A 24039-nucleotide genomic window follows, 5' to 3' on the forward strand; every position below is an offset into this window, starting at 1 on the left:
GCTGGAGGCCGTCCGAGACGGAGAGAGGTCCACCATGGCCGACGAGAGGCTCACCGTCGTCCTCGTCCACGGCGCCTTCGCCGAGTCGGCGAGCTGGAACGGCGTGATCGAGCGGCTGCATGCGCACCCGGTCGAGGTGATCGCCGCCGCCAACCCGTTGCGCGGCCTCTCCGGCGATGCGACCTACCTGCGGGACGTGCTCGCGGGCGTCGGTGGTCCGGTCGTCCTCGTCGGCCACTCCTACGGCGGGATGGTGGTCACCGCGGCCGCGTCCGGCAACGACGCCGTCGTGGCGCTGGTCTACGTGGGCGCCTTCTGTCCCGAACCGGGGGAGTCCGCCCTGACCCTGTCCACGAGGTTCCCGGGCAGCACCCTGGCCGAGACGCTCGTCGGCACCCTCCTGTCCGACGGCGGCACCGACCTGCGGATCGCGCAGGACGCCTTCCCCTCGCAGTTCGCCGCCGACGTCCCGGTCCGCACGGCCGTCGTGATGGCCGCGACGCAGCGTCCCGTCACCGACCGTGCCCTGGGAGAAGGACTGCCCGCGGGGGTGCCGGCGTGGCGCGAGCGACCGACGTGGTTCGTGTACGGGGACGCCGACCTGAACATCCCCGCCGTCCTCCAGCGGTTCATGGCCGAACGGGCCGGTGCCCGCGAGGTCCGTGTGCTCCCCGGGGGCTCGCACGCGCTCTCGGTCTCGCAGCCCGACGAGGTCGCCGCCACGATCCTGGCGGCGGTGGAGGCGGTCACGTCGATCCCGGCCTGACAGCGGTGTGAGGCGGCCTGCCTTGTGGCCGGCTCGATCGCCGCGATGGCGAGGAACTGCACTCCTGCGTGTGTTCCTCATGGTGGTACGGGGCGGGCCTGCAGACTCTGGACGGCAACCATCCGCAGACGAGCCCTCGAGGAGGCTCACCGATGGACCTGACCCGGTTGCTGATCACCCGCCAGCACGTCGTGGACCTGCTGCCGATCATGGGACTGAGCCCGGAGCAGGAAGCGCGGTTGCTCGCTCTCCACTATCCGGTCGCGTTCAACGAGGCCGCCGCCGCCTTCGAATCCGTCGGCGTCGAGTTGGACACGCTCACCGACCGGATGGGTGGGAGCCCCTGACCGACGGCCGGCCTGCCGGGCGACGAGCAGCTCAGCGCCGGGCCGCCCGGCAGACGATGTGTACGCTTGTCCACGTGATACCGCAGCAGGACGCAGACCCGCGCTCGATGCGTGAACGGATGCTGGCCGGAGACCTGTATATCGCCGACGACCCGGAGCTGGCCGAGGCCAACGCCGCGGCGTTGGACCTGACGGCGGCGTACAACGCGACGACCGTGCGGCAGGAGCCGCTGCGCCGCGCGCTCCTGGAGCGGTTGCTCGGCGCCGTCGGCGAGGACACGGCGATCAGACCGCCGCTGCACGTCGACTACGGGGTCCACATCAGCATCGGGGCACGCTGCTTCGCCAACTACGGGCTCGTCGCGCTCGACGTGGCCGCGATCACCATCGGCGACGACGTGCAGATCGGTCCCAACGTGCAGCTGCTGACCCCCACCCACCCGGTCGAGGCCGGCCCCCGCCGCGACAAGTGGGAGGCGGCCGAACCGATCACCATCGGCGACAACGTCTGGCTCGGCGGCGGCGTCATCGTGCTCCCCGGCGTGACCATCGGGGAGAACACCGTCGTCGGCGCGGGGGCGGTCGTCAGCAGGGACCTGCCGGCGAACGTCGTGGCCGTCGGCAACCCGGCCCGCGTGGTCCGCACGATCGAGGAGCCCGCCGCGCGCGACGAGGCCGTCGCCGGCGTCGAGGAGGCCTGACGGTGGTCCGTGCCGCGCAGCGGGACCCGCCGTGAGCGCCGAGGCGGCCGGGGAGGCCCTCGGCGTCCCGCCGGCCGGCGAGCCGGCTCGCCGTCCGCGCCGCTACGACCCCGACCGGCGCGAGCGGCTCGTCGCCACGGCGTTGGACGTCATCGCCGAGCACGGTGTCGCCGGCGCCACCCATCGCGCCATCGCGGCAGCCGCCGACGTGCCGCTGGGGTCGACGACCTACCACTTCTCCTCGCTCGACGAGCTGCTGGCGGCCGCCTTCACCGTGCACGCCGAGCGCGTCGCCGGGGCGCTCGAGGGGTGGATGCGGGACGTGCCGGACCAGCGGGCCGCCCTGGACGCGCTCGCCCGGCACCTGGCCGACGACCTCCTGGGCAACGAGCGAGCACTGGTGCTGGCGGTGGAGCTGTACCTCGCCGCTGCGCGGCGCCCGGCGCTGCGCGCGGTGACCCAGGACTGGATGCTGCGCAGCCGGCGGGCGCTGGAACTGCACTTCGATCCGGTGACCGCCCGCGAGCTCGACGCCCTCGTCGAGGGGCTCGTCCTGCACCAGTTCCTCTCGACGGATCCCATGACGCCGGAGCAGGTCCGCCACGCGCTGTTCCGCATCACCCGCTGACGCGACCGTCGTCGCCTCGCGCCCCTGCGCCCGACCGTCCAGGAGCCCTCCGTCATGCCGTCCTCGTCCGCTGCTCCTGCCGTCGAGCCGCGTCTCCGCCGCGCCCGCGCGGCGGTGTCGGCGGTGTTCTTCCTCAACGCGGTCCTGTACGCCAACCTGGTCCCGCGGTTGCCCGACATCAAGGACCGGCTGGACCTGAGCAACGCCGCGCTCGGCAGCGCCATCGCCGCCATGCCGCTCGGGGCGCTGCTGGCCGGGCTGCTCGCGCCGGTGCTCATCCAGCGCCTGGGCTCGGCGAAGGTCGCCGCGCTCGGACTGGTCGTGCTGGCGGTGGCCGTGGCCGGCCTACCACTGGCCCCCGCGTGGATCGTGTTCGCGGCACTGATGCTCGTCGTCGGAGCGCTCGACGCGGTCGTCGACGTCGCGCAGAACGCGCACGGTTTCCGGGTGCAGCGGGCCTACGGTCGCTCGATCGTCAACGCCTTCCACGCGCTGTGGAGCATCGGCGCGGTGGTCGGTGGGCTGCTCGGGTCCGCCGCCGCCGGGCTGTCCGTACCGCTGGGCGTGCACCTGGCCGCGTCCGCGGCCGTGTTCAGCGTCCTCGCGGTGGTGGCCTACCGGTTCCTCCTCCCGGGCCCGGAGGACGCCGAGCGCACCAGCCCGGTCGACATCGAGCCCGACCCGGCCGCCCCTCGCCGCCGACTGCTCGGGCACGTCTCCGGCCGCACCCTCGTGCTGCTCGGCGTGCTGGGCCTGCTCGCCTCGTGCGAGGCGTTCGTCCAGGACGCCGGCTCGACCTGGGGCGCGCTCTACATGCGCGGCGAGGTCGGCGCCGGCGCCGCCGTCGGCGGCCTCGCCTTCGTAGCCCTGCAGGTCGCGATGACCGCCGGCCGGCTCGTCGGCGACCGGGTCGTCGACCGCTTCGGGCAGCGCCGCGTCGTCCGCGTCGGCGGAGTCGTCACGGCGGCCGGCATGGGCCTCGCCCTCGCGGTCCCGTCCGTCGGCACCGCGATCGTCGGCTTCGCCCTGGCCGGCCTCGGCGTCGCGACGCTCGTCCCGGCGGTCATGCACACCGCCGACGAGCTGCCCGGTCTGCCGCACGGTGTCGGCCTGACCGTCGTCACCTGGCTGCTGCGCGTGGGCTTCCTGGTCTCCCCGTCGGTCATCGGCATCGTCGCGGACGCGAGCAGCCTGCGCGTCGCGCTGGTCGGCGTCGTCCTGGCCGGGGTCGTCGTCCTGTTGCTCGGGCGCGTCCTGGCCCCCACCCACACGCCCGAGCCCGAGGCCGGCGCCGGAGACGTGATCACGCCCGGCACGCCGGCGGCCGCCCCGGGGACGACCCAGCCGTGAGCACGCCCCGTCCGGCGACCCGGGGCGCCCGCAGTGCGAGCCGGGCGGCCGGGATGGGGTCATAGCGGCCGATCACCCCGACGTGGCGCCGGCGAGGGGAGCACCAGAAGTGCTGGTGCCAGGGCGAGGAGTGCCTGTGCTCCAGCGCTCCCTGCCGCGCGTGCGGCAGCCCAGACTCGGGTGCCGTCGTCCCCGGAGCACGGAAGGAGGGGCGGTCGTGACGGAGGACCTGTTCTCGCTCGTGGACGAGTGGGGCCCGGAGAAGGTCGTCTGCGTGTCGGACCGTCGGTCCGGCATGCGCGGCGTCCTGGTGCTGGACAACACGGCCCGGGGGATGGGCAAGGGCGGCACCCGGATGAGCCCGACGCTCACCGTGCGGGAGGTCGCGCGGCTCGCCCGCACCATGACGTGGAAGTGGGCGGCGGTCGACCTGTTCCACGGAGGAGCGAAGGCGGGGATCCTGGGCGACCCCACCGCGCCGGACAAGGAGGCGGTGCTGCGGGCCTTCGCCCGGGCGCTGCGCAACGAGGTCCCGGCCGAGTACGTCTTCGGGCTGGACATGGGCCTGACCGAGCAGGACGCGGCCGTCCTCCTGGACGAGCTGGGGGACCGCGGCGCGGCCGTCGGACTGCCCCGGGCGCTGGGCGGCCTGCCCTACGACGAGCTGGGCGTGACCGGCTTCGGCGTCGCCGAGGCCGCGGACGCCGCGGCGACCGAGTCGGGGTGGCCGCTCGCGGGTGCACGCGTGGTGGTCCAGGGGTTCGGTGCGGTGGGGGAGGCGGCCGCGCGGCGGTTCGTCGAGCTGGGCGCGGTCGTGGTCGCCGTCTCCACCGCCGTCGGCGCCGTGGCGGACCCGGACGGTCTCGACGTCGCCCGGCTGTCCCGGCTGCGGGACGACGTGGGGGACGACTGCGTGCGCGGATACGGGGGGATGCAGCCCGCGGACATCGCGCTCGCCGTGCCCACCGATGTCCTGGTGCCCGCCGCCCGGGAGGACGTCATCGACGACGGCGTCGCGCTGGCCACCACCGCCCGGCTGGTCGTCGAGGGCGCCAACCTGCCGACCACCGCCGGCGCCCGCGAGATCCTGGCGAAGCGCGGGATCCCGGTCGTGCCCGACTTCATCGCCAACGCCGGGGGGATCGTCGCCGCGGCGCACTCGATGGACATGCGCCGCTCCCCGTTCCGCGTCGACCCGGACGACGTCTTCACGATGATCTCGGCCAAGCTGCGGGCCAACGCGGGCGCCGTGCTGGCCGAGGCGGAGCGCACGGAGGAGACCCCGCACGCGGCCGCCCGGCAGCTGGCCCAGCGCCGCGTGCTGGCCGCGATGCGGCTGCGCCGGCGACTGCCCGCCCACCCCACCCCGGAGCCGCTGCCATGACCGCCGTCGCCACCCCCGAGCTCCGGGCACGCTTCGCCGCCCGCCTCTCCGAGCTCTACGGCCGGGAGGTCCCCGCCTACACCACGCTGGTCGAGGTGTCGCACGAGGTGAACCGGCGGGTGCTGGAGCGCGACGGTGCGGCCGCCGAGCGCCTGGGCTCCGTGGACCGGGTGACCGCCGAGCGGCACGCGGCCATCCGGATCGGGACGCCGGAGGAGCTGGCCCAGGTGGCCCGGGTCTTCGGTGCCCTGGGCATGCACCCGACGGGCTTCTACGACCTGCGCGACGCCCACCCCCAACCGATCCCCGTGGTCTCCACCGCGTTCCGGCCGGTCGACCGCGCCGAGCTGGCCCGCAACCCGTTCCGGGGCTTCACCTCGATGCTCGTGCCGCAGGACCGCCGCTTCTTCGACGAGGACCTCGAGGCGCGGCTCGCCCGTTTCCTCGCCGCCCGCCGGCTCTTCCCCGACGAGCTGCTCGGCCTCGCCGACCGGGCCGAGCAGGAGGGGCAGCCGGGCGAGGTCGACGCCGCCCGGTTCCTCGACCTCGCCGCCGGCGCCTTCGCGCTGTCCGCCGACCCGGTGGACCGCGCCTGGTACACCGAGCTGGAGCGCGTCTCCGCGGTGGCCGCCGACATCGGCGGCACGACGACCACGCACGTCAACCACCTGACGCCTCGCGTCCTGGACATCGACGACCTCTACGCCAGCATGACGGCCCGCGGCGTCCGGATGATCGACGAGATCCAGGGCCCGCCCCGGTGGCACGGGCCCGACGTCCTGCTGCGCCAGACCTCCTTCCGGGCCCTCGCCGAACCGCGGACCTTCCGCGAGGCGGACGGCGGCATCGCGCAGGGCGAGCTCCGGGTGCGCTTCGGCGAGGTGGAGGCGCGCGGCATAGCCCTGACCCCCCGGGGGCGGGAGCTCTACGACCGGCTCGTCGCCGAGGTCGACCGGCGCGCGGCCGGGGCCCCCGGCCGGCCGCGGCAGGAGGTCGCCGCCGAGGTGTGGGCCGCCGGGCTGCCCGACTCGGAGGCGGAACTGGCGCGCCGGGACCTGGTGTTCTTCACCTTCGCACCAGCGGAGCGCGTCCCGGACGGGACCGAGCCGCCGCGGCACCTGCCCGATCTGCTGGCCGGCGGCTGGCTGTCGGCCGAGCCGATCGTCTACGAGGATTTCCTGCCCCGGTCGGCGGCCGGCATCTTCGCCTCCAACCTCAGCGGCCGGGGAGAGATGGACGCGGCGCAGGGCGGGGCACCCCGCGACGCCGAGTGGCTGTCCGAGGCGATCGGCCGTCGGATCCGGGTTCCCGAGCAGCTGTACGCCGAGCAGCGGGCGGAGTCGCTGGCCCGTGCCGCGGCCGCGCTGGGCATCACCGGGGGCATCGTCCTCGGCCCGGAACCGGCCGTCGGGGCGGTGGCCGGCGGCGGCGTCCGCTGACGCGGGACCACCGCCGGTGCGCCGGTCGCACCGCCGCGGCTCGGTCAGCCGGGCCGGCCGCCCGGCACCGAGGCCCGGATGGCGTCGACGACCGCGCGGACCCCGGGCTGCGGCGCCGGCTCGCGCCGGTGGGCCAGCACCAGCGTCCGCTCGACGCGGTCGGTCAGCGGCACCGCGACCAGGCCCGCCCGCCGCAGCTCGAGCATGAGGTCGGTGACCGGCGCGACACCGAGGCCGGCGGCGACCAGGGACAGCGTCGAGGCGGTGTCGGTGACGGTGTGGTCGACCCGCGGCTCGAAGCCCAGCCTGCGGCAGGCCATGCGGACGGCGCGGCCGTAGGAGGTGTGCTCCGGGGGGAGGATCCACGGCTCGCCGGCGAAGTCGAGCAGCGAGGACGGGCCCTCCCGTGCCGTGGAACCGGCGGGCGTGGCGATCGAGAACCGCTCGGTGCCGAGCGCGACGAGTGCGACGTCCGACGCCCGGGGGATGGGGGCCTGCGGGTAGTCCACGCCGAAGGCGAGGTCGACCCGCCCGGCGGCGACGGCGGACGTGGCGTCGTCCACGTCGACCTCGACCGACCGCAGCGTGACCCCGGGGGTCTGCTCGCGCACCCGCACCAGGGCCGGGGGCAGCAACGCGGCGGCGGCCGTGCCGAACACGCCCACCACGACGCGCGCCTGCGGGCGCCCGGGCAGGCCCGCCAGCGCCTGTTCCGCCTGCCGGGCCAGCGACAGCAGGCCCGCTGCGTGGTCGGCGAGGAGATGGCCGGCGTCGGTCAGCCGCACGTGGCGCCCGACCTGGGCGACGAGCTCGACCCGGACCGACCGCTGCAGGGCGGCCATCTGCTGGGACACCGCGCCGGTCGTGTACCCAAGGGCCGCCGCTGCCGCGGTCATGCTGCCCGTGGCCCGGATCTCGACCAGGGTCCGCAGCTTGACCAGGTCCAGATCCACGTCCATGCAGCAGAGCTAAACAGAACAGCTGCCTGGACGTCGATTGTGCTGCACGGTCGTCGCGACCACGATGACAGCACGTCCAGCGCCCCGCCAGCCCCGAGGACCGCGATGACCACCTCCCGACACCTCCCGTCCTCCGCCTCGGTCGTCGTCATCGGCGGCGGTGTGGTCGGCCTCAGCTCGGCCTACCACCTCGCCCGGCACGGTGTGCGGGACGTCGTCCTGCTGGACAGGGGCACCCTCGGGTCCGGCTCGACCTGCAAGGCGGCCGGCGGTGTCCGGGCGCAGTTCTCCGATCCGGTCAACATCGCGCTCGGGGCGCGCAGCCTGGAGACCTTCCGCGACTTCCCGCGGCTCTTCGGCCAGGAGATCGACTTCGCCCAGGTCGGGTACCTGTTCCTGCTCGGGACGCCGGGATCCGTGGCGGCCTTCGAGGCCAACGTCGCCCTGCAGAACGACCTCGGCGTCCCCAGCCGCATGATCGACGTGGACGAGGCCCGGCGCCTGTCGCCGCTCGTCTCTCCCGAGGGGCTGCTCGCCGCGGCGTACTCGCCGACCGACGGGCACTGCACCCCCGAGTCGGTCGTGGCCGGCTACGCGTCGGCCGCCCGCCGGGCCGGGGCCACGCTGCTGCCGCACTGCGCGGCCACCAGCATCGACGTCCGGGACGGACGGATCGACGGGGTGCGCACCGAGGGCGGCACGATCCGGACCGACACCGTCGTCTGCGCCGCCGGTGCCTGGTCGGCCGAGGTCGGCTCCTGGGCCGGGGTCGACCTGCCCGTCACGCCGCTGCGGCGGCAGATCCTGGTCACCGAGCCGGTCGCCGGCCTCGACCCGCACACCCCCTTCACCATCGACTTCGAGACGTCGTTCTACTTCCACCGGGAGGGGGAGGGGCTGCTGCTCGGCCTGTCCGATCCCGACGAGGTCCCCGGCTTCGAGCAGGCCCGGTCCGACGGGTGGCTGCCGCGCCTGGGCGCGGCGATCGAGCGGCGCACCCCGGCGCTGGCCGAGGTCGGCATCGCGAGCGGATGGGCCGGGCTGTACGAGATGAGCCCCGATCACAACGCCCTGATCGGCCGCGCCGACACCGTGGAGGGATTCCTGTACGCCACCGGCTTCTCCGGGCACGGCTTCCTCATGGGACCCGCCGTGGGCGAGGTGGTGCGTGACCTGTACATCGGGGACGAGCCCTTCGTGGACGTCTCCGGCCTGGGCGCCGCGCGCTTCGCCCGCGCGGACGCCCGCCCCGAACTCAACATCGTCTGATGAAGGACCCTCCTGCCCCCCGCCACTCGCACGCTCGCGGCGGGACCCTGCAGGAGGGCCACCTGCCCCCCACCGTGAAAGGACCCTGTCCTCCCCGCCCCTCGCACGCTCGGGGCGGTGCCCGGGACGGGGCCGGCGGCGGGTCCCGCACGGGGGCCGCCGTTGCTATCCCGAGGAGCCGCTCGTGACCACCCTGCCCACCGCCGACGACCTGGCCCGCTCGGCGCGGGAGGCCGCCGCCCGCTGCGGTGTCGACCTCGACTCCGTCGCCGGGGACCGCCCTGTCACGTCCCCGGTCAACGGCCGGCCGATCGCCTCCGTGCGGTGGCAACAGGCGGCCGACGTGCACGACGCGGTCACCCGCGCCGGCGAGGCGTTCCGGGTCTGGCGGACGGTGCCCGCGCCGGTCCGCGGCGGCCTCGTGCGCCGCCTCGGCGAACTGCTGCGCGAGCACCAGGACGACCTGGCCACCCTGGTCAGCCTCGAGGTCGGCAAGATCACCTCGGAGGCCCGGGGGGAGGTCCAGGAGATGATCGACATCTGCGAGTTCGCCGTGGGGCTGTCGCGGCAGCTCCACGGGCGGACGATCAGCTCCGAACGACCCGGCCACCGGCTCATGGAGACCTGGCACCCGCTCGGCGTCGTCGGGGTGATCAGCGCCTTCAACTTCCCGGTGGCGGTGTGGTCGTGGAACACCGCGATCGCCCTCGTCTGCGGCGACCCGGTGGTGTGGAAGCCCTCCGAGCTCGCGCCGCTGTCGGCCCTCGCCTCGACCGCCCTGCTCGACCGCGCCGTCGCGGAGACCGGCGCTCCGGCCGACCTGAGCCAGGTGGTGCTCGGCGGCGGCGACGTGGGGGAGGCCCTCGTGGACCACCCGGGCGTCGCACTGCTCAGCGCCACCGGGTCGACCCGCATGGGTCGGGCGGTGGGCCCGCGGGTGGCCGATCGCTTCGGCCGCTCCCTGCTCGAGCTCGGCGGCAACAACGCCGCGATCGTGACCCCGTCGGCGGACCTCGACCTCGCCACCCGCGGCATCGTCTTCTCCGCCGCCGGCACCGCCGGCCAGCGCTGCACCACGATGCGCCGGGTCATCGCCTCCGTCGACGTCGTCGACGAGCTCACCGACCGGCTCACCGCCGCCTACCGCCGGCTGCCCATCGGTTCGCCGATCGCGGAGGGGACGCTGGTGGGCCCGCTGATCCACGACGCCGCCTTCAAGGCGATGCAGGACGCGTTGGCGGCCGCGCGGCAGCAGGGCGGCGAGCTCGTCGTGGGCGGGCAGCGCCGGCTCGCCGACGAGGCGCCGGACGCCTACTACGTCGAGCCGGCGATCGTGCGGATGCCGGAGCAGACCGACATCGTGCGCCAGGAGACCTTCGCGCCGGTCCTCTACGTGCTGCCCTACCGGACGCTGGAGGAGGCGATCGCGCTGAACAACGACGTCCCCCAGGGGCTGTCGTCGAGCATCTTCACCTCCGACCAGGCCGAGGCCGAGCGCTTCCTCGCCGCCGACGGCTCCGACTGCGGCATCGCCAACGTCAACATCGGGACGTCGGGGGCCGAGATCGGCGGCGCCTTCGGCGGGGAGAAGCAGACCGGGGGCGGGCGGGAATCCGGCTCGGACGCCTGGCGCGGCTACATGCGCCGCGCCACCAACACGATCAACTACTCCGGCGAGCTGCCCCTGGCCCAGGGCGTCGAGTTCTCCGTCTGATGCTCAACCCCCTGCACCTGCGCACCCTGGGCAGGGTGCTGGAGACCGGGTCCTTCGCCGTGGCCGCGCGGCAGCTGGGGTACACCCCCTCGGCCGTGTCCCAGCAGATCGCCACCCTCGAACGAGCGGTGCGCCTGCCGCTGTTCGAGCGGGACGCCCGCAGCATCCGCCCCACGCCGGCCGCGGCGTTCCTGGCCACCCGCGGCCAGGAGGTGCTGAGCGCGCTCGGTTTCCTGCAGGACGACCTCCGCGCGTGGGCCGACGGGATCGTCGGGACGGTCCGGCTCGGCAGCTTCCCGACGGCCGGCCGGCGCCTGCTGCCCGCAGCGCTGGCCGCGCTCGGCTCCGCGTCTCCCGCCGTGGAGATCGTCCTCGACGAGGGGGAACCCGACGAGCTCGCGCCACGGGTCCGGGACGGCGACCTCGACGCCGCGCTGGTCCACCGCTACAGCCGGGTGCCCCGGCGGCCACCGAGCGCCCTGTCGGTGACCCCCCTGCTCCGCGAGGACCTGGTCCTGCTGCTGCCCGCCGGACACCGGCTGGCCGGAGCGGGGGAGGTGCGGCTCGACGAGCTGGCGGACGCGACGTGGGTCGGCACCCGCCACGGCACCGACGGCGCCACCTGCCTCCGGCGGATGTGCGCCGAGGCGGACTTCGAGCCGCGGGTGTCGTACCGCAGCAACGACTACGACGTCGTCCGCGGCTTCGTCCGCTCCGGCCTGGGCATCGCGATCGTGCCGGCCCTGGCGCACGTCCCCGATACCGGGGTGGTTCCGGCGCGGCTCGTGGGTGTCGAGGCCCACCGGCACGTCGAGGTGCTGACCCGCACCGGCCGCCACGACCCGGCCGTGCACCGGGTCGTCACCGCCCTGCACCGCTCCGCCCGCGCCCTGCACGACCCGGCGGCGAGCGTGGTCCTGGAGGCGTCCGCTGCCTCGACCGGTACGGGACGGGCGGTCTCGGGGTGACGAGGGCCCCGATCGCCCCTCGGGGCACCTACAGCCCGTCGCCCGACGGGGGCATCGCCGTGATCGGTCAGGCAGCTGCTCCGCGCCAGCGCTCGCCCTGCGCGGTGACGTACCGCGCCCGGACGTATCGCCACGGAACGACCGCCAGAATGATGACGACCAGGGAGCAGTTGACGATGATCTCGCTCATGGCGGCGTCCACTGCACCGGCCAACCCCGCGGGTAGGGCGACGACGGACAGCCAGATCAGCTTCCACAGGGACTCGAAGAGCAGGATCGGCAGCAGTCGAACGGGGTAGCGCAGCCCGAGGAACGCCAGAACGGACATGGCGGTGAGCAGGACGGCGACGACTCCCTCGTACAGCGGCATGGATCGGTCGTAGGCGATGACGTCCGGCCACCGCACCACCGCGAGACCGATTCCCATCACGGCGTATCCGATCCGCATCAGGTTCAGCCGCCAGAGCGGCAGATCCTCCGAAACGCCACGATCGGCGGTGGGGGCGAGATGAGTGCTGTGGACGGTCATGGCGGTGTCCCTCGTTCCCGGTGGCTGCGGCGGCGCCGCGGCTGGGGCTGACGATAGGAAGCGACGTGGTGACCGGAGATCACCAGAGGATGTGATCGGGGTGGTGACGTCGCCCGGCGCGGGGCAGGCGTCCCGTCGGAGATCACCGGGTGGGCTGGCGCGCCGATGACCTGACCCGCAACCCCGGAGGCATCCAGGCCTGGAAGACGATCATCTCGCCCGAGCCCGGTGACCCGGAACTGCGCACCCACGAGGGATCCTCAGCTTGCTGGGCCCGCAGGGCGAACGCATCCGCGTCCGTGCCGCGCCCCGCCGCACCGCCGACAGCACCTGACCACACAGGTAGCCGGCGCCACGGGCCGTCGACACCGCGCGGCGCGGCTGCCACGATGCGTCTCCGGAGCCGACGGTGTGGCCGGTGACGAGAGTCGTCGACGCCGGGGCCTGGCCCCTCCAGGGAGGTGGTCGTGGTGGGGCCTCTGCTCACGACCAAGCTGCATGCGCCCCGGCGGCGGCGCGGCCTGGTGGCCCGCGCCCGGCTCCTCGAGCAGCTCAGCCGCGGCGACGAGGCGGTCCTGACACTGGTCTCGGCGCCTGCTGGGTTCGGGAAGACCACTCTGCTGACGGAGTGGCTGGCCGCCGCTGGGAGACCGTCGACGGCCTGGCTCGCGCTCGACCAGCGGGACGACGACCCGGTCCTGTTCTTGACCTACCTCCTCTCCGCGCTGCAGAGGGCGGCGCAGGAGGTGGGTGGAAAGGCCCTGACCCGCCTGCAGGAGCCCCACGCGTCGATCGACGAGGTGCTGGCGATCCTGGTCAACGAGCTCGACGCCCTCGAGGACGACATCGTCCTGGTCCTGGACGACTACCACGTCGTCTCGGCGCGCGACGTGCACGAAGCGATGACCTTCCTGCTCGAGCACTCGCCTTCCCGGATGCACCTGGTGATCGCCACCCGCGCCGATCCGGCGCTGCCGTTGAGCCGGTTGCGGGCACGTGGCGAGCTCGTCGAGGTCCGTGCCGATGACCTGCGCTTCACGGCCGACGAGGCCGCGGCGTACCTGAACGAGGCGATGGGGCTGGCGCTGACGGCCGAACAGGTCGTCGCGCTGGAGGCGCGCACGGAGGGCTGGATCGCCGCGCTGCAGCTGGCGGCGCTCTCGCTGAAGGGCCGGGACGACGTCGCGGGCTTCATCGCCGGCTTCGCCGGTGACGACCGGTACATCGTCGACTACCTGATCCAGGAGGTCCTGCAGCGTCAGCCCGAGCACGTCCGGCGCTTCCTGTTGCAGACCTCCGTCCTGGAACGGCTCAGCGGGTCGCTGTGCGACGCCGTCACGGGCGGGGACGGCGGCAAGGCCACCCTGCAGGCCCTCGACGGGGAGAACCTGTTCCTGGTCCGGCTCGACGATCGCCGCCACTGGTACCGCTACCACCACCTGTTCGCCGACGTCTTGCAGGCCCATCTACGGGACGAGTGGCCCGATCAGATCGCGGACCTCCACCGGCGGGCGAGCGCGTGGTTCGAACGGAACGGCGAACGGTCCGAGGCCATCCGGCACGCGCTGGCCGCCGCTGACCACGCGCGCGCAGCCGACCTCGTCGAGCTGGCCATCCCCGAGCTGGGCCAGGGGCGCCAGGAAGCCACGCTGCGCCGCTGGATGGAGGCCCTCCCCGAGGAACTGTTCGAGGCCCGACCCGTGTTGAGCGCCGGGTACGTCGGGGCCCTCATGTCCACGGGAGACGTGGAAGGCGTCGAGGCGCGGCTGCGAGACGCCGAGCGGTGGCTGGACAGGACAGCACCCTCCGCGGACATGATCGTCGCGGATGACGAGGCCTGGGGCCGCCTGCCCGCTCAGATCGCCATGTACCGCGCCGGGCACGCGCTGGTCCACGGAGACGTGGCCGGCAGCATGGGGCACGCCCGACGGGCGCTCGAACTCGCCGGCCCGGACGACCATCTCGGGCGCGGAGGACCGGCCGCCATCCTGGGCCTGGCGTACTGGACGACCGGGGACCTCGATGCGGCGCATCGCTGGTACGCCGAGGGCATGGCGAGCCTGGACGAGGGTGGGTACCGCTCGGACGTGATCGGCGGCGCCATCACTCTGGCCGACATCCGCATCGCCCAGGGTCGGCTGCGCGAGGCCATGCGCACCTACCAGCAGGGATTGCAGCGCGCCCAGCAGTGCGACCCGCCGCTGAGGGGAGCGGCGGACATGCACGTCGGCATGAGCCAGCTGCTTCTGGAGCGCAACGATCTCGAGGCCGCCCGGCACCATCTGCGGCGGAGCCAGGAACTGGGCGATCACGGCGGCCTGCCGAAGAACCCCTACCGCCGCCGCCTCGCCATGGCCCGGCTTCACCAGCTGGACGGCGACATCGAGGGTGCGCTGGAGCTGCTCGATGAGGCGGAGCGCTGGTACAACAGCGACTTCTCTCCGGATGTTCAGCCCATCCCCGCGGTCAGAGCACGGATGTGGATCGCCCACGGCAGGCTCGAGAGCGCTCTCCACTGGGCGCGTGAGCATGGCTTGTCCGCCGACGACGACCTCGACTACGTGGGCGAGTACGAGCACATCACCCTGGCCCGGGCGCTCCTGGCGCAGCACGCTGCGTCACGCGACCTCGACCCGGTCGATCAGGCGACCGGACTTCTGGAGCGACTCCTGCACGCGGCGCAGGACGGTGGCCGGACAGGCAGCGTCCTCGAGATCCTGGTGCTGCAGGCGCTCGCCTGCCAAGCCCTGGCCGACGTCCCAGCCGCAGAGGCGGCCCTGCGACGCGCTCTGACGTTGGCGGAGCCGGAGGGCTACGTCCGGATCTTCGTCGACGAGGGCCTGCCCATGGCCTCCCTGCTCCGAGCAGCCGCGACGCGGGAGATCGCGTCCGGCTATGTCCGCCGGCTGCTGGCCGCCATCGACGCCACCCAGCACGACGGACCGATCCACCAGGACGCCTTGGTCGAGCCGTTGAGCAAGCGCGAGCTCGACGTCCTGCGGCTGCTCGGAACCGAGCTCGACGGCCCAGAGATCGCTCGGGAGCTGTTCGTGTCGCTGAACACGGTGCGAACGCACACCAGGAACATCTACGCCAAGCTCGGCGTGAACAACCGCCGGGCAGCGGTCCGACGGGCCGCCGACCTCAACCTGCTCTCGCCCGCACCTCAGCGCTGACCGCCCGGTCGTCCTCCGGCGAGATCACCACCCCGATCACCAGGTGTGGTGATCCCCGCTCATCACCCCGCCTCCTAGCTTGCCCGCAGCCAGGAAGCGAGAAGCCCACATGAGCGCATCACCCGTCGGACGTCCTGACGGTTCCCCGTGGTACGAGATCCGGCTGAAGGGCCGCCTCGACCCCCGGTGGGCCGCCTGGTTCGACGGGCTCAGCGTCACCACGACCGTCGACGGCACCACGGCGCTGCGCGGCCCGGTGACCGACCAGGCAGCGCTGCACGGCCTGCTGCAGAAGGTGCGCGACCTCGGGGTGCCGCTGCTCTCGGTCACCCCGCTGGACCCAGAGCAGCCGCGCCCCCCCACCGCGTGACCCACCACCCCCGGAAGGACAGCGCCATGAGCACCACCGCACCCCCCGCCGCAGCCACCCGACCCGCGACGGACCCACTGCGGCGCACCTCCCGCGCCGCCGGCATCCTCTACCTGCTCACGTTCGTGTCCATCCCCACCCTCGCGCTCTACCAGGACGCGCGGAGGGATGCCGGCTTCGTGCTGGGCGCCGGCAGCGACAGCGGCGTGCTCCTGGCCGCCTTCTCCGAGGTCGTCGTCGCGGTGACCTGCGTCGGCACCGCCGTGGTGCTCTACCCGGTGATCAAGCGGCAGAGCGAGACGGCCGCCATGGGCTTCGTGGCCTCCCGGGTCGCCGAAGGCGCCCTGATCATCGTCGGCGTGGTCAGCGTGCTCACCCTGCTCACCCTGCGCGCCGACGTCGCCGGCACCGCCGACGCCGACCCGGACTCGCTGGTCACGACCGGCCACGCCCTGAGCGCCGCCCACGACTGGACGTTCCTGCTCTCCCAGGCCCTGATGCCGGCGTTCAACGCGCTGTGCCTGGGCTACGCGCTCTACCGGTCCGCGCTCGTGCCGCGCATCCTGCCCACCCTGGGGCTGATCGGCGCGCCGCTGCTGCTCGCCTCCGACATCGCGATGTTCTTCGGCCTCTACGACCGGGTGTCGGTGGCCGCCGCGGTGGCGACGATCCCGATCGCGGTGTGGGAGTTCTCCCTGGGCGTGTACCTGACGGTCAAGGGCTTCCGGCCGGCCGCCGTCGCCGCCCTTCCGCCCGCTGGGTCGCTCCGATGAGGGCCGCGGTCTACCGCCGCTTCGGCGGGCCGGACACCGTCCGGATCGAGGTGCTGCCGCGGCCGTCGGTGGGGCCGGACGACGTGCTCGTCCGGGTGCGCGCGAGCACCGTCAGCGCCGCCGACCACCGCGCCCGCAGCCGCGAGGTGCCCCGGGGACTCGGCCTGCTCGCCGCCATGGGGATCGGGCTGTTCCGGCCGAAGCGGCCAGTGCTGGGTTTCGACGTCGCCGGCGTCGTCGAGGTCGTCGGGGCGAACGTCACCGCCTTCGGGCGGGGCGACGAGGTGATCGCGATGACCGGCGCCGACTTCGGCGGCCACGCCGAGTACGCCCGGGTGCCAGGCGGCGCGGCGATCGCGCACAAGCCGCGGAACATGCCGTTCGAGGACGCGGTGACGCTGGTCTTCGGCGGGCTGACCGCCCGGTGCTTCCTGAAGCAGGCCGACCTCGTGCCGGGCACGTCGGTGCTGGTCAACGGGGCGTCCGGCGCGGTGGGCACCGCAGCGGTGCAGCTCGCCGCGCACGCCGGCGCGCACGTGACCGGCGTCTGCAGCGCCGCCAACCGCGAGCTCGTCACGTCCCTGGGGGCCGAGCGGGTGATCGACTACACGACCGAAGAGTTCACCGCCGAGCCGGCCACCTACGACGTGATCGTCGACTGCGTCGGCAACGCCCCGTTCGAGCGGGTGCGGCACCTGCTCGAACCCGGTGGTGCGTTGCTGCTGGTGATCACCGACCTGCCCGGGCTGCTGCTCGCCCCGCTGCGCCGCCGGCGGACCGGCCATCTGGTGACCGCCGACGTCGGGAAGCCCACCGCCGAGGACCTGGCCTCCCTCGTCGCCCTCGCCGAGGTCGGCGCCTACCGGCCCGTCCGCGACCGGACCTACGACCTCGCGGACATCGCCGAGGCGCACCGCTTCGTCGACACCGGCCGCAAGCGCGGCAACGTCGTCCTTCGCCTCACCGGCGAAGAGCCGGCGCCGAAGGCCACCGCCCAGCAGACCGAGGACGCATCGTCATGATCGAGGCGCACCAGCTGGCCAAGCGCTACGGCGAGAAGACCGCCGTCGACGGCGCCAGCTCCACCATCGCTCCCGGCTCGGTCACCGGCTTCCCCGGGCCGAACGGCGCGGGCACGTCCACCACCATGCGGATGGTCATGGGCCCGGACCGGCCGACCTCGGGCACGGTGACGGTCAACGGCAAGCCCTACGCCGAGCACCGCTCCCCGCTGAGCGAGGCCGGGGCGCTGCTCGACGCCAAGGGTGTGCACCCCGGTCCGGTGAGGTGCTGGCGCACGTCGTGCCGGGCCCAGCGGGCGCGGAAGGTGTCGTTGCGGGTGGAGAGCCCCCCGATGAGGTCGGTGAGCACCTCGTCGAACGGAGCGCGGCCGGCCTGGCTGCGGAGCAGTGCCACGACGTCGTCGACCGCCCGGTCCCAGTCGGGCCAGAAGTCGGCCCCCGCGGGTCGAGCAGGAGGAAGCGGGCGTTCACGCCCACGCCGCACCGTCGACCGGTGCCGAGGCGGCTCAGGTCCTCCGGGACAGGGAGACGCTGCGTGCGTGGTGAGGCTGCAGCGCCGCTCCACCGGGCCCGCTCCGCGGCGGCGCCCCCACGGGAGTCGCCGCCCCACGCGAACTCCCGGTCACCGGGCAACGGCGGGGACGAACCGTGGGATAACAGACTCCGGAAGGCCGGTGCCCCACTGGAGAACCACATGCCGAGAGCGACGAGCAGGGGCGGTGGCGAATCGCCGGCGCGCCTCGAGGTCCGGCTCCTCGGTGGCGTCGACGTCGTCCTGGACGGCCGTCGCCTCCAGGCGTTCGACTCGCTGCGGCTGCAGCGCTTCCTGGCGCTGATCGCGCTGCGGAGAGAGGTGCAGCACCGCTCCCGGCTCGCGTTCGTGCTATGGCCCGACTCCGGCGAAGGTCAGGCGCGGACCAACCTCAGGAAGCTGCTGCACGACTTCCGTCACTCCCTTCCTGACGTCGGCGAGTTCGTGCAGATCGACAACGAGGTCGTGCGGTGGATCCCGACGGGGCGAAGCGAGGTCGATGTGCTGAGCTTCCGCGATGCCATCGCCGTCGGCGATCTCGAGCTCGCCGCGCGCCTGTACTCGGGCGATCTCCTGCCCGCGTGCTATGACGACTGGGTCCTGGACGAGCGGACGAAGCTTCGGACGGAGGCGTACGGGGTCCTCGTGCGCCTGACGGAACAGGCTGTGCGGCGCCACGACCACGCAGCGACGATCAGGCACACCCGAGGCATCATCGACCTGGAGCCGACGGACGAAGCGGCCGTTCGAATCCAGATGGAAACGCACCTGGCGCGCGGCGACCGCAACGCGGCGCTGCGTTCCTACCACCGGTACGCGGAGGCGCTGGGACGCGACGGCGCGGTGGAACCGAGCGACGCCATCCGGGCGGTGTACCGGCAGCTCCGGCCCACGACACCCCACCGCACCGAACGGCAGGGCGCGCAGACAGCCCCGGTGGCGGAGGTGCCGTTCGTGGGCCGCGTGCTCGAGCTGGACAGGCTCGACCGGGCGTGGAGGGCGGCGCGGGAGGGGAGAGCACATCTGGTGTTGCTCGCCGGCGAACCGGGGATCGGGAAGTCCCGTCTCGCCCGGGAGTTCGGTCGGCGCGTTCGCGCCGAGGGACACGCCGTGGCGTCGGCTCGGGCGTACGAGGCTGCGGGCAGGCTGCCGTGGGGCCCGGTCGTCGACCTTCTTCGGTCGGATGCGTTGCGCGGCCACATCGACACGCTGGGCGCAATCTGGCGGGCCGAACTCGCTCGTCTCCTCCCCGAGCTCCACGAGGCTTCGCAGTCACCTGCCTCGGTCCGGTCGGGCGACCTGCCCCAGCGCCACCGGTTGTTCGACGCAGTGGGCCGGGCCATCGTCGGCGAGCGCCCGAGGCTGTTGATCGTCGACGATCTGCAGTGGTGCGACGCCGAGACGATCGAACTGATCGGTTACGTGGTCCGATCCGGACCGACGGCACCCATCCTCATCGTGGGTACCGTCCGCTGGGAAGAAGTTCCTGAGCACCATCCGCTCGTCGGGCTCGTCCACGCGCTGGGCCACGACCGGGCGGTCACCACCGTGCCACTCGACCGGCTCGACCGGGCCACGACCGCGGCACTCGCGGCCGCGGTCCGCGATGCGGACGTGATCGCCCCCGAGCTGGCGGCCCGACTCTGGGCAGAGACCGAGGGCAACCCCCTCTTCGTCATCGAAGTCCTCCGGGTCGGCGTCTCCGCCGAGGACCGGCGGGCGGCGCTCACCCCCACGATGCGGGCGGTGCTGGGCGCCCGGCTCGATCAGCTCCCTGACAGCACCCGGCGGCTCGCCGAGGTGGCAGCGGTCATCGGTCGGTCCTTCTCGGTCGGGCTGCTGGCCTCGGCCACCGGAAGCGGCGAGCCAGCGCTCGTCGACGATCTCGACGAGCTCTGGCGTCGACGGATCATCCGCGACCAGGGGCTCACCTACGACTTCAGCCACGACAAGCTTCGGGCGGTCGCCCTGGAGACGATCAGTCCGGCTCGGCGGCGGCACGTCCACCGGGCCGTTGCCGAGGCGATCGCGGTCGAGTTCCGCCATGACCTCGCAGCGGCCAGCCCACAGCTGGCCGCACACTACGACGAGGCCGGCATGGTCGAACCGGCCATCGACGCCTTCCGCATGGCCGGAGCCCGAGCGGTGTCGGTGTCGGCTCTCGACGAAGCGGTCAGGATGTTCCGCCGGGCCCTCGCACTGCTGGCGGAGTTGCCACCCTCACCCAGCCGCGATGCGCTCGAACTCGACATCCGGATCGCGCTCGGCTCACCCCTGGTGGCGCTCGAGGGGTACGGCTCTCCTGGAGCGCACCAGCTCTACGCGCGAGCTCTGTCGCTCTGCCGCATGCTCCACCGAGCCGTGGATCCCCCGATCCTGCGCGGTCTCGGCCTCGCCCGGCTGCAGGGCTGCCGTTTCGACGAGTCCAGCAGACTCGGCCAGGCTCTCGTGGACCACGAGAGTCATGATCCGATCGCTCGGACCGAGGGTCGGTATCTCCTGGGAGTGAGCGCCTTCTGGCGCGGTGATCTGGCCAGGGCCCGGCACTTCCTCGAGGGCGCTGTCGAGGGCTACGACGTGTCCCATCGCAACGAGCACCTCGCGCTGTACGCCCAGGACCCGAAGGCGGTCTGTCTCGTACGCCTGGCCTGGGTCGACCTGTGGACGGGAGACGCGGCCCGGGCCGACGAGAGGGCCCGTGCCGCCCTGCAGCTGGCCGTCGATCTCGATCATTTCATGACGCGGTGGTACGTCCTCACCTACGCGGCGATCATCGCGGCCGAATCCGAGGACCTGGTCCGCCTCGCCGAGCTGCTGAGGGATGCCGAGCTCCTGGGGAAGCGTCTGCCGATGCCCTACCTCATGATCGTCGGGGACGCCCTGCGGGGCTGGCTGGACGTCTGCGAGGGGTCATCCGGGGGGATCGAGCGGATCGTGCGATCGGTGGCGCGCTCGCGCACCGAGGGGGAAAGCCTCCACCTGACCTACACGCTGTTGCTCCTCGCGCGAGCTCGTGGCATGACCGGCGAACTCCACGAGGGACGAGCCGCGACACGCGAGGCGCTCTCGTGGACGCACCGCCGGAGCCAGCACTACCTCGAGGCCGAGCTGTGGCGAGTCGACGGCGAGCTGGCGTATCGAAGCGGAGCCCCCGGAGCTGCTGCTGCGCTGCGCCGAGCTGTCGAGGTCGCCGCGGGGCAGGGCGCGAGCTGGTTGCAGCTCCGTGCTCTCGATTCCCTGGCCAGCCGATACCCCGGTCGGGCGCTGCGGGAGCAACTCCGGAGCCTCGTCGAGACCATCCCTTCGGGCCGCGATCTCCCCGCGTTCCGGACGGCCACCGGGCTTCTGAGCGACTCCCGCTGAGCGGAACGCTTCCGGAACGCCGGTCCGTGCATCCTCGGTGGACTCGACCAGAGGAGCACGCCGTGAACGACACGATCGGGGCTCTGACCCGGACGGTGCGGGGTCGCGTGATCGACGGCTCGGATCCCGACTACGACGACGCCCGCGCCGTGTACAACGCCATGCACGACCGCCGGCCTCTCGCCGTCGTCCGGTGCACGGACTCGGCGGACGTGATGGCCGTGGTGGCCGCCGCCCGTGACACCCGGGTCCCCCTGGCCGTTCGAGGCGGGGGTCACAGCGTCCCGGGGTTCGGGACGGTGGACGACGGGCTGGTCATCGACATGTCACCGATGAACGGCGTGCGGGTCGACCCGGCCAGGAAGGTCGCCCGGGTCGGGGGCGGCGCGACCTGGGGCGATGTCGACCACGCGACCTACCCCTTCGGCCTGGCCGCGCCCGGCGGGGTCGTCTCCACGACCGGGGTGGCAGGTCTCACGCTGGGTGGCGGCATCGGCTACCTCACCCGGAGCGCGGGGCTCTCCATCGACAACCTGCTCTCGGCCGATGTCGTGCTCGCCGACGGCCGGCAGGTCACGGCCAGCGACTACCACAACGAGGAGCTGTTCTGGGCGCTACGCGGCGGCGGCGGCAACTTCGGTGTCGTCACCAGCTTCGAGTTCCGGCTCCACCAGGTCGGTGACGTCGTGGGCGGCCCGCTGTTCTACGACGTCGACGACGCCACGGCGGTCCTGCAGTGCTACCGCTCCTACATCGAGGAGGCGCCCGAGTCGCTGGGATGCTTCTTCGGCTGGCAGATCGCGCCCCGGTTGCCGTTCATCCCCGAGAACCGGGTCGGGGAGTTGTTCTGCGTGCTGGTCACCTGCTGGAACGGTCCCCATGAGGAGGCCGAGCGGGTGCTCCGGCCGCTGCGCGACGTCGCCGAAGTGCAGGCGGAGCAGGTCGCGTCGATGCCGTTCCCGGCCCTGCAGAGCGCCTTCGACGACCTCGTCCCGAAGGGCATGCAGAACTACTGGAAAGCGGACTTCACCTCGGAGCTCACCGACGAGGCGATCGCGGCTCACGTCGAACACGGCAAGCGGACGCCGAGCGTGCACTCGTCCATGCATCTCCACGCGATCAACGGCGCGGCGCAGCGGGTCGGTGCCGACGAGACCGCCTTCGGGCACCGGGACAAGAGCTTCTCGCCGGTGATCGTCGGGATGTGGCCGGACCCGGCCGACAACGAGGCCAACACCACGTGGGTGAGGGACTACTACGCAGCCATCCATCCCCACTCGGACGGCGAAGGCGGCTACATCAACTTCATGTCCGGCGACGACGACCACCGTGCCGCCGCGAACTACGGCGCCAACTACGAGCGGCTCTCCGCCGTGAAGGCGGCCTATGACCCGGACAACCTCTTCCACGTCAACCAGAACATCACTCCGGTGAAGGGGATGTGAGCGCGATGACCGGACTGCTGGCGACGCAGGGAACGCGCGACGTGCATCGGGAGCCCGACAGCTCGCTGATCGACGCAGCGCGCGGGATCGCTCCGATCATCCGGGCGTACAGCGACGAAGCCGAGCGGGAGCGACGCCTTTCGCGGCCGGTTCTCGATGCACTGCGCACGACGGGTCTCCTGCGCATGACGACGCCTCGATCGCTCGGAGGGTCGGAGACCGATCCGGTCACCCGTGCCGTCGTCATCGAGGAGATCGGACGCCACGACTCCGCGGCGGCGTGGACCCTGGAGAACCCGCTGGACTGGGCCTTCCTCTGCTGCCGTCTCCCCGACGAGGGAGCCGAGGAGATCTATGGCCGCGGAGCGGACATCCTCATCGCGGGTCAGTTCGGCCGCCCGCTGCGGGCGACGTCGACCCTCGGCGGATACCGCGTCTCTGGTCGTGCCCCGTTCGTGAGCAACTGCTACGACGCCGACTGGATCCTGTCGATGGTCGTCGTGGAGGGGGAGTCCGCCGGCGGCGAGCCCGAGATGCGCATGGCCTACTTCCCGAGCAAGCAGTGCGAGATCGTCGATACGTGGGACGTCATGGGGATGCGGGGCACGGGAAGCAACGACATCTCCGTGACCGACGTGTTCGTGCCGACGTACCGGACATTCCCGTTCGTGCCGGCCTTCGAGCCCGGATCCCACTATCGCGGCCCGCTGTACCGGCTCCCGGTCGTGGGAGTCGCGGCGAGCGGCATCCCCACGCCGATGCTGGGGGTGGCGCGTCGGGCGCTCGACGTGGTCGCCGACCTCGCCCGGACCAAGTCTCCGGTGGGATCGAACGGCCTGCTGAAGGACCGCCCGTCCGCCCAGGTCCAGCTGGGACGGGGGGAGGCGATCCTGCGCTCCGGGCGCCTGTTGCTACTCGACACCCTGGATGCTGCGTGGCAGAGATGCCTCGACGGCCGGGCCCACTCGCTGGAGCAGAAGGCCGAGCTCCTGCTCGGGCTGGCCCACGCGATGGGCAGCGCCGTCCAGGCGGTGGAACTCGCCTGCAGCATCGCCGGAACGACGGCGTTTCGCGCCACCAGCCCGCTGGAACGCTGCTTCCGGGACGTCCAGACGATGAGACACCACGTCTGGGCCTCGGAGCAGCGTTATGGAACCTTCGGGCAGGTACGTCTCGGGGTTCACGCGGACTTCCCCGTGGTCGCCTTCTAGCGGGCCGGCTCCCGGTGATCGATCTCTGATCTGCCGACCCGCGATCCACGAGGTGGGAACCATGCCGTCAGCGACATGCGGCACCTCGGAACG

General features: G+C 73.1%; 20 protein-coding genes and 1 pseudogene. 18 read left to right on the forward strand and 3 right to left on the reverse strand.

What is annotated here, in order from left to right:
- The first annotated feature begins 34 nt into the window (after positions 1–34).
- The 7 genes from OF117_RS16500 (at position 35) to OF117_RS16530 (ending at position 6615) form a co-directional block, all read left to right on the forward strand.
- The gene (locus OF117_RS16500; protein ID WP_263553932.1) at positions 35–766 is read left to right on the forward strand and encodes an alpha/beta fold hydrolase; all 732 of its coding nucleotides are present in this window, start codon (positions 35–37) and stop codon (positions 764–766) included.
- 152 nt (positions 767–918) lie between these two features.
- Positions 919–1113, forward strand: a complete 195-nt coding sequence (locus tag OF117_RS16505; protein ID WP_263553933.1) for a hypothetical protein — start codon at positions 919–921, stop codon at positions 1111–1113.
- Between the two features lie 74 nt (positions 1114–1187).
- Positions 1188–1814: a sugar O-acetyltransferase gene (locus tag OF117_RS16510; protein WP_263553934.1), complete on the forward strand. Its 627-nt coding sequence runs from the start codon at positions 1188–1190 to the stop codon at positions 1812–1814.
- Between the two features lie 31 nt (positions 1815–1845).
- On the forward strand, positions 1846–2442 hold the full coding sequence (locus OF117_RS16515; RefSeq protein WP_263553935.1) for a TetR/AcrR family transcriptional regulator: 597 nt from the start codon (positions 1846–1848) through the stop codon (positions 2440–2442).
- A gap of 54 nt (positions 2443–2496) precedes the next feature.
- Positions 2497–3792 (forward strand): MFS transporter, encoded by a 1296-nt coding sequence (locus OF117_RS16520; RefSeq protein WP_263553936.1) that lies wholly within the window; start codon positions 2497–2499, stop codon positions 3790–3792.
- Positions 3793–4009: 217 nt separating this feature from the next.
- Complete coding sequence (locus OF117_RS16525) at positions 4010–5176, forward strand: Glu/Leu/Phe/Val family dehydrogenase (RefSeq protein WP_263553937.1); 1167 nt, start codon at positions 4010–4012, stop codon at positions 5174–5176.
- Positions 5173–6615: a VOC family protein gene (locus tag OF117_RS16530; protein WP_263553938.1), complete on the forward strand. Its 1443-nt coding sequence runs from the start codon at positions 5173–5175 to the stop codon at positions 6613–6615. Before OF117_RS16525 ends, OF117_RS16530 begins: the two co-directional genes overlap by 4 nt.
- A gap of 44 nt (positions 6616–6659) precedes the next feature.
- Here OF117_RS16530 and OF117_RS16535 read toward each other — a convergent pair whose 3' ends face one another.
- On the reverse strand, positions 6660–7574 hold the full coding sequence (locus OF117_RS16535; RefSeq protein ID WP_263553939.1) for a LysR family transcriptional regulator: 915 nt from the start codon (positions 7572–7574) through the stop codon (positions 6660–6662).
- 105 nt (positions 7575–7679) lie between these two features.
- Between OF117_RS16535 and OF117_RS16540 the strand changes: the two genes are divergently transcribed.
- The 3 genes from OF117_RS16540 to OF117_RS16550 all read left to right on the forward strand — a co-directional run bounded on the left by OF117_RS16540 (position 7680) and on the right by OF117_RS16550 (position 11525).
- Complete coding sequence (locus OF117_RS16540) at positions 7680–8843, forward strand: NAD(P)/FAD-dependent oxidoreductase (protein ID WP_263553940.1); 1164 nt, start codon at positions 7680–7682, stop codon at positions 8841–8843.
- Between the two features lie 184 nt (positions 8844–9027).
- Positions 9028–10557 carry an aldehyde dehydrogenase family protein gene (locus OF117_RS16545; RefSeq protein WP_263553941.1) on the forward strand — a complete coding sequence of 510 codons (1530 nt, stop codon included), beginning with the start codon at positions 9028–9030 and terminating at the stop codon, positions 10555–10557.
- Positions 10557–11525, forward strand: coding sequence for a LysR family transcriptional regulator (locus OF117_RS16550; protein WP_263553942.1), 969 nt, complete (start codon positions 10557–10559; stop codon positions 11523–11525). The genes OF117_RS16545 and OF117_RS16550 overlap by 1 nt, the downstream gene beginning before the upstream one ends.
- A gap of 67 nt (positions 11526–11592) precedes the next feature.
- On the opposite strand, the gene OF117_RS16555 is transcribed toward OF117_RS16550, so the two are convergent.
- Complete coding sequence (locus OF117_RS16555; RefSeq protein ID WP_263553943.1) at positions 11593–12054, reverse strand: hypothetical protein; 462 nt, start codon at positions 12052–12054, stop codon at positions 11593–11595.
- Positions 12055–12521: 467 nt separating this feature from the next.
- On the opposite strand from OF117_RS16555, the gene OF117_RS16560 reads away from it, so the two are divergent.
- The 5 genes and pseudogenes from OF117_RS16560 to OF117_RS16580 form a co-directional block, all read left to right on the forward strand.
- Positions 12522–15230 (forward strand): LuxR C-terminal-related transcriptional regulator, encoded by a 2709-nt coding sequence (locus tag OF117_RS16560; protein WP_263553944.1) that lies wholly within the window; start codon positions 12522–12524, stop codon positions 15228–15230.
- 109 nt (positions 15231–15339) lie between these two features.
- Entirely contained in the window at positions 15340–15600 is a 261-nt protein-coding gene (locus OF117_RS16565) for a hypothetical protein (RefSeq protein WP_263553945.1), read from the forward strand.
- Positions 15601–15626: 26 nt separating this feature from the next.
- A complete protein-coding gene (locus OF117_RS16570) occupies positions 15627–16373 on the forward strand; it encodes a DUF4386 domain-containing protein (protein WP_263553946.1) in 747 nt (248 codons plus the stop codon).
- Entirely contained in the window at positions 16370–17395 is a 1026-nt protein-coding gene (locus tag OF117_RS16575) for an NAD(P)-dependent alcohol dehydrogenase (protein WP_263553947.1), read from the forward strand. The genes OF117_RS16570 and OF117_RS16575 overlap by 4 nt, the downstream gene beginning before the upstream one ends.
- Positions 17392–17541: pseudogene (locus OF117_RS16580) on the forward strand (ABC transporter ATP-binding protein); the annotation flags it as partial. The gene OF117_RS16575 and the pseudogene OF117_RS16580, both read left to right, overlap by 4 nt.
- 41 nt (positions 17542–17582) lie before the next feature.
- On the opposite strand, the gene OF117_RS16585 reads toward OF117_RS16580, so the two are convergent.
- Positions 17583–17789, reverse strand: coding sequence for a hypothetical protein (locus OF117_RS16585; protein WP_263553948.1), 207 nt, complete (start codon positions 17787–17789; stop codon positions 17583–17585).
- 300 nt (positions 17790–18089) lie between these two features.
- On the opposite strand from OF117_RS16585, the gene OF117_RS16590 reads away from it, so the two are divergent.
- The 3 genes from OF117_RS16590 to OF117_RS16600 all read left to right on the forward strand — a co-directional run bounded on the left by OF117_RS16590 (position 18090) and on the right by OF117_RS16600 (position 23946).
- A complete protein-coding gene (locus OF117_RS16590; RefSeq protein ID WP_263553949.1) occupies positions 18090–21290 on the forward strand; it encodes an ATP-binding protein in 3201 nt (1066 codons plus the stop codon).
- A gap of 62 nt (positions 21291–21352) precedes the next feature.
- Positions 21353–22735: an FAD-binding oxidoreductase gene (locus OF117_RS16595; protein ID WP_263553950.1), complete on the forward strand. Its 1383-nt coding sequence runs from the start codon at positions 21353–21355 to the stop codon at positions 22733–22735.
- Between the two features lie 5 nt (positions 22736–22740).
- Positions 22741–23946 (forward strand): acyl-CoA dehydrogenase family protein, encoded by a 1206-nt coding sequence (locus OF117_RS16600; RefSeq protein ID WP_263553951.1) that lies wholly within the window; start codon positions 22741–22743, stop codon positions 23944–23946.
- Positions 23947–24039: the final 93 nt, after the last annotated feature.

This window comes from Geodermatophilus sp. YIM 151500 (assembly GCF_025716945.1).
GTDB lineage: Bacteria > Actinomycetota > Actinomycetes > Mycobacteriales > Geodermatophilaceae > YIM-151500.

Excerpts from the sequence above, each read along its gene's own strand:
- OF117_RS16505 (WP_263553933.1), top strand. The coding sequence starts at position 919 with ATGGACCTGACCCGGTTGCTGATCACCCGCCAGCACGTCGTGGACCTG.
- OF117_RS16590 (WP_263553949.1), top strand. The coding sequence starts at position 18,090 with ATGCCGAGAGCGACGAGCAGGGGCGGTGGCGAATCGCCGGCGCGCCTC.
- OF117_RS16600 (WP_263553951.1), top strand. The coding sequence starts at position 22,741 with ATGACCGGACTGCTGGCGACGCAGGGAACGCGCGACGTGCATCGGGAG.
- OF117_RS16530 (WP_263553938.1), top strand. The coding sequence starts at position 5,173 with ATGACCGCCGTCGCCACCCCCGAGCTCCGGGCACGCTTCGCCGCCCGC.
- OF117_RS16555 (WP_263553943.1), bottom strand. The coding sequence starts at position 12,054 with ATGACCGTCCACAGCACTCATCTCGCCCCCACCGCCGATCGTGGCGTT.
- OF117_RS16570 (WP_263553946.1), top strand. The coding sequence starts at position 15,627 with ATGAGCACCACCGCACCCCCCGCCGCAGCCACCCGACCCGCGACGGAC.
- OF117_RS16575 (WP_263553947.1), top strand. The coding sequence starts at position 16,370 with ATGAGGGCCGCGGTCTACCGCCGCTTCGGCGGGCCGGACACCGTCCGG.
- OF117_RS16520 (WP_263553936.1), top strand. The coding sequence starts at position 2,497 with ATGCCGTCCTCGTCCGCTGCTCCTGCCGTCGAGCCGCGTCTCCGCCGC.
- OF117_RS16535 (WP_263553939.1), bottom strand. The coding sequence starts at position 7,574 with ATGGACGTGGATCTGGACCTGGTCAAGCTGCGGACCCTGGTCGAGATC.
- OF117_RS16550 (WP_263553942.1), top strand. The coding sequence starts at position 10,557 with ATGCTCAACCCCCTGCACCTGCGCACCCTGGGCAGGGTGCTGGAGACC.
- OF117_RS16540 (WP_263553940.1), top strand. The coding sequence starts at position 7,680 with ATGACCACCTCCCGACACCTCCCGTCCTCCGCCTCGGTCGTCGTCATC.
- OF117_RS16565 (WP_263553945.1), top strand. The coding sequence starts at position 15,340 with ATGAGCGCATCACCCGTCGGACGTCCTGACGGTTCCCCGTGGTACGAG.
- OF117_RS16500 (WP_263553932.1), top strand. The coding sequence starts at position 35 with ATGGCCGACGAGAGGCTCACCGTCGTCCTCGTCCACGGCGCCTTCGCC.